At 67.9% G+C, this 2,692-nt stretch carries 3 protein-coding genes and 1 pseudogene; 3 read left to right on the top strand and 1 reads right to left on the bottom strand.

Annotated features, from left to right (window positions below; translation table 11 throughout):
- The first annotated feature begins 21 nt into the window (after positions 1–21).
- Together JYJ84_RS33575 and JYJ84_RS33570 are read left to right on the top strand one after the other, a co-directional pair.
- The gene (locus JYJ84_RS33575; protein ID WP_122947416.1) at positions 22–927 is read left to right on the top strand and encodes a metal-dependent hydrolase; all 906 of its coding nucleotides are present in this window, start codon (positions 22–24) and stop codon (positions 925–927) included.
- A 4-nt stretch (positions 928–931) separates the two neighbouring features.
- The gene (locus JYJ84_RS33570; RefSeq protein WP_205190049.1) at positions 932–1,849 is read left to right on the top strand and encodes an alpha/beta fold hydrolase; all 918 of its coding nucleotides are present in this window, start codon (positions 932–934) and stop codon (positions 1,847–1,849) included.
- Here JYJ84_RS33570 and JYJ84_RS33565 read toward each other — a convergent pair.
- On the bottom strand, positions 1,804–2,364 hold the full coding sequence (locus JYJ84_RS33565) for a putative glycolipid-binding domain-containing protein (protein ID WP_205190048.1): 561 nt from the start codon (positions 2,362–2,364) through the stop codon (positions 1,804–1,806). The two genes, JYJ84_RS33570 and JYJ84_RS33565, sit on opposite strands and share 46 nt — an antisense overlap.
- A 217-nt stretch (positions 2,365–2,581) precedes the next feature.
- Between JYJ84_RS33565 and JYJ84_RS38420 the strand changes: the two are divergent.
- Positions 2,582–2,692 (top strand): annotated as a pseudogene (locus tag JYJ84_RS38420) (urea transporter); the annotation flags it as partial.

The raw sequence follows: 2,692 nt of genomic DNA, 5'->3' as shown, positions 1-2,692 counted from the left end.
CAACCAGGGAGGAGAACAATCATGACCACCCCGAACATGATGCCCGTGCGGCGTGACATCCGTTTCGCGCTGCCCCCCGAACGCGCGCGCGACTGGCACGTGCAGGGCGTGCCGGTCACGCACTTCATGAACGCGCTGTCGCTGCTGTTCCCGGCCGGCGAACGCTTCTTCATGGATTCGGTGCGCAACTACCGCGACCAGATCGAGGATCCGGAACTGAAGAAGCAGGTGCTCGGCTTCATCGGCCAGGAAGCGATGCACACGCGCGAGCACATCGAATACAACGACCTGCTGCAGTCGTCGGGCCTGCCCGCGCACAAGCTCGACAAGCGCCTGTGGACGATCCTCGGCTGGTTCAAGAAGGTGCTGCCGCATTCGATGCAGCTCGCGATCACGATCGCGCTCGAGCACTACACGGCGATCCTCGCGAACCAGTTGCTGTCGGGCCACGAGCATCGCATCGACGGCTCGGTCGAAGGCTACCAGCAGATGTGGATGTGGCACGCGATGGAGGAAACCGAGCACAAGGCGGTGTCGTACGACGTATGGGCCACCGTGATGAAGCCGGGCCTCGGCAGCTACCTGCTGCGCACGGGCACGATGCTGACGACGACCGTGCTCTTCTGGGCGATCGTGTTCGACTTCCACGTGCGCCTGATGCGCGCGCACCGTCGCGAACACGGCAAGTTCGGCGGCATGTGGCGCCTCGTGAAGTACCTGTACAGCCCGAAGCACGGCGTGTTCCCGAGCATCGCGCGCGAATGGCTCGACTATTTCCGCCCCGGTTTCCACCCGTGGGACCACGACAACCACCAGTACCTGCAGGGGCTCGACACGCTGCTCGAGAACATCGACGCAACCAACGCGCGCTACGCCGCGCAAGCCGCCCCGCGCCGCGTGCCGCTGCACCCGGTTCCGCAGGCATGACGTCATGGCGCGCGCCCACGAGATGCTGACCGTCCAGTCCGGCGACGTGAAACTCGCCGTCTACGTAAGCGGGTCGCGTCGCGCCCCGCCGCTGATCCTCGTGCACGGCTACCCCGATTCGGCGGCCGTGTGGGCGCCGATCCGCGCGCGGCTCGCGAAGCGCTACCGCGTGATCGCGTACGCCGTGCGCGGCGCCGGCGCGTCCGATGCGCCGCGCCGGCGCGCCGACTACACGCTCGAGCGGCTTGCCGCCGACCTGAAAGCGGTGGCCGACGCAACCTGCGGCGGCCGGCCGTTCCACCTCGTCGGTCACGACTGGGGGTCGATCCAGTGCTGGGAGGCCGTGACCGACCCCGCGTTCCGCGGCCGGATCGCGTCGTACACGTCGATCTCGGGCCCGTGCCTCGATCACGTGTTCCGCGCGAAGATGCGGCTCAAGCAGAGCCTGAAGTCGTGGTACATCGCGTTCTTCCACCTGCCGCTCGTGCCATCGCTGGTGTGGCGGCTCGGCGGCGCGGCGTTGTGGCCGCGCTGGCTGCAGCTCACCGAGCGCGTGCGCGCCGAGCGCGACCCCGTGCAACTGAAGAACGCGCTGAACGGCCTGCAGCTGTACCGCGCGAATTTCATCGCACGGGCCCGCAAGCCGCGCGAACGGTATGCACAGGCGCCCGTGCAGATCCTGGTGCCGGTGCGCGACCGCTATGTGACGCCCGAGATGTCGGTCGATCTCGACCGCTGGCTCGGCGACCACGTGCGCGAGGAAATCGACGGCACGCACTGGATCGTGTTGCGCCACCCGGACATGATCGCGTCGCGGATCGACCGCTTCGCGTCCGCGCAGGAGCGGCCGGCGCTCGCCCCGGCCGTGGCCCGGGTTCAGCGCACCGCCGGCGCCGGCAGGCGTCTGAACAGCGTCTCGTAATCGACGACGAGCCCGTCGTCGTCGATGTCCATCTCCGCCGTGAAATCGCGGAAGATCCCTTCGTAGCGGTAGCGCCGGCCCGGCTCGATGCACGCGTAGGCCTGCTTGACCGGCGTGACCGTCAGGTGCGGCGTCGAAATGTACGCGACGTCGATCGGCCGCCGCTCGCCGCGCGCGAGCCCGAGGCGGCCGATCGGCAGCGAATTCGTGAACGGCGTCGCCGCGATGTCGATGTCGATGCAGCCGTCGAGCTCCGGCAGTGCGCGGCCTGAACCGTCGCGCCAGTGGCCGGCGCCGTCGCCATGCAGTTCGAGCGTGCCGCCGCCCATCACCTTGAGCACCGCATAGGTCACGCGCCAGTGCGCGTCGCACTCGACGCGATACGCGAGCCCGTACGCACGGCCATACCGCTGGCCGACCACCGCGCTTTCGACGACGATCCCGCCGCCGCTCCGGTCGAACGTCAGATGTTCGACCCCGTCGCCTTCGAGCGACGCCCAACGCACTTCGCGCATCCTTCCGCCTCCCGGTATTCCCGATGCGGGGCATCGTCGCACAGATCGTTCGACGAAAGTGCCGGCCACCGCCGGAATGCGAGTCCCAAGCGGGCAACCCCGCCGAAAGCGCCAACGGCGCGGCGTTCGGGCACGAATCGATATCTGCATTCACCGTTTCGGGGCATCGACCACAAATCCTGACTATCCAGAATTCCCTATTCCGGTGCATGGCATTGTGTCCTATGCTCGCGGCTCGCCCTGTTCCGCCGCCATCATGCCTACCGCCCGCCCCGTCCCGCCGTCGATCGACCTGCGTATCTTGCTGCGCGGCATCGGGCAGATCGTG

The sequence above is a fragment of the Burkholderia sp. LMG 13014 genome, from assembly GCF_905232215.1.
GTDB lineage: Bacteria > Pseudomonadota > Gammaproteobacteria > Burkholderiales > Burkholderiaceae > Burkholderia.
Note: the sequence above shows the minus strand (reverse complement) of the source record. Positions and strands in the feature narration are given on the sequence as shown.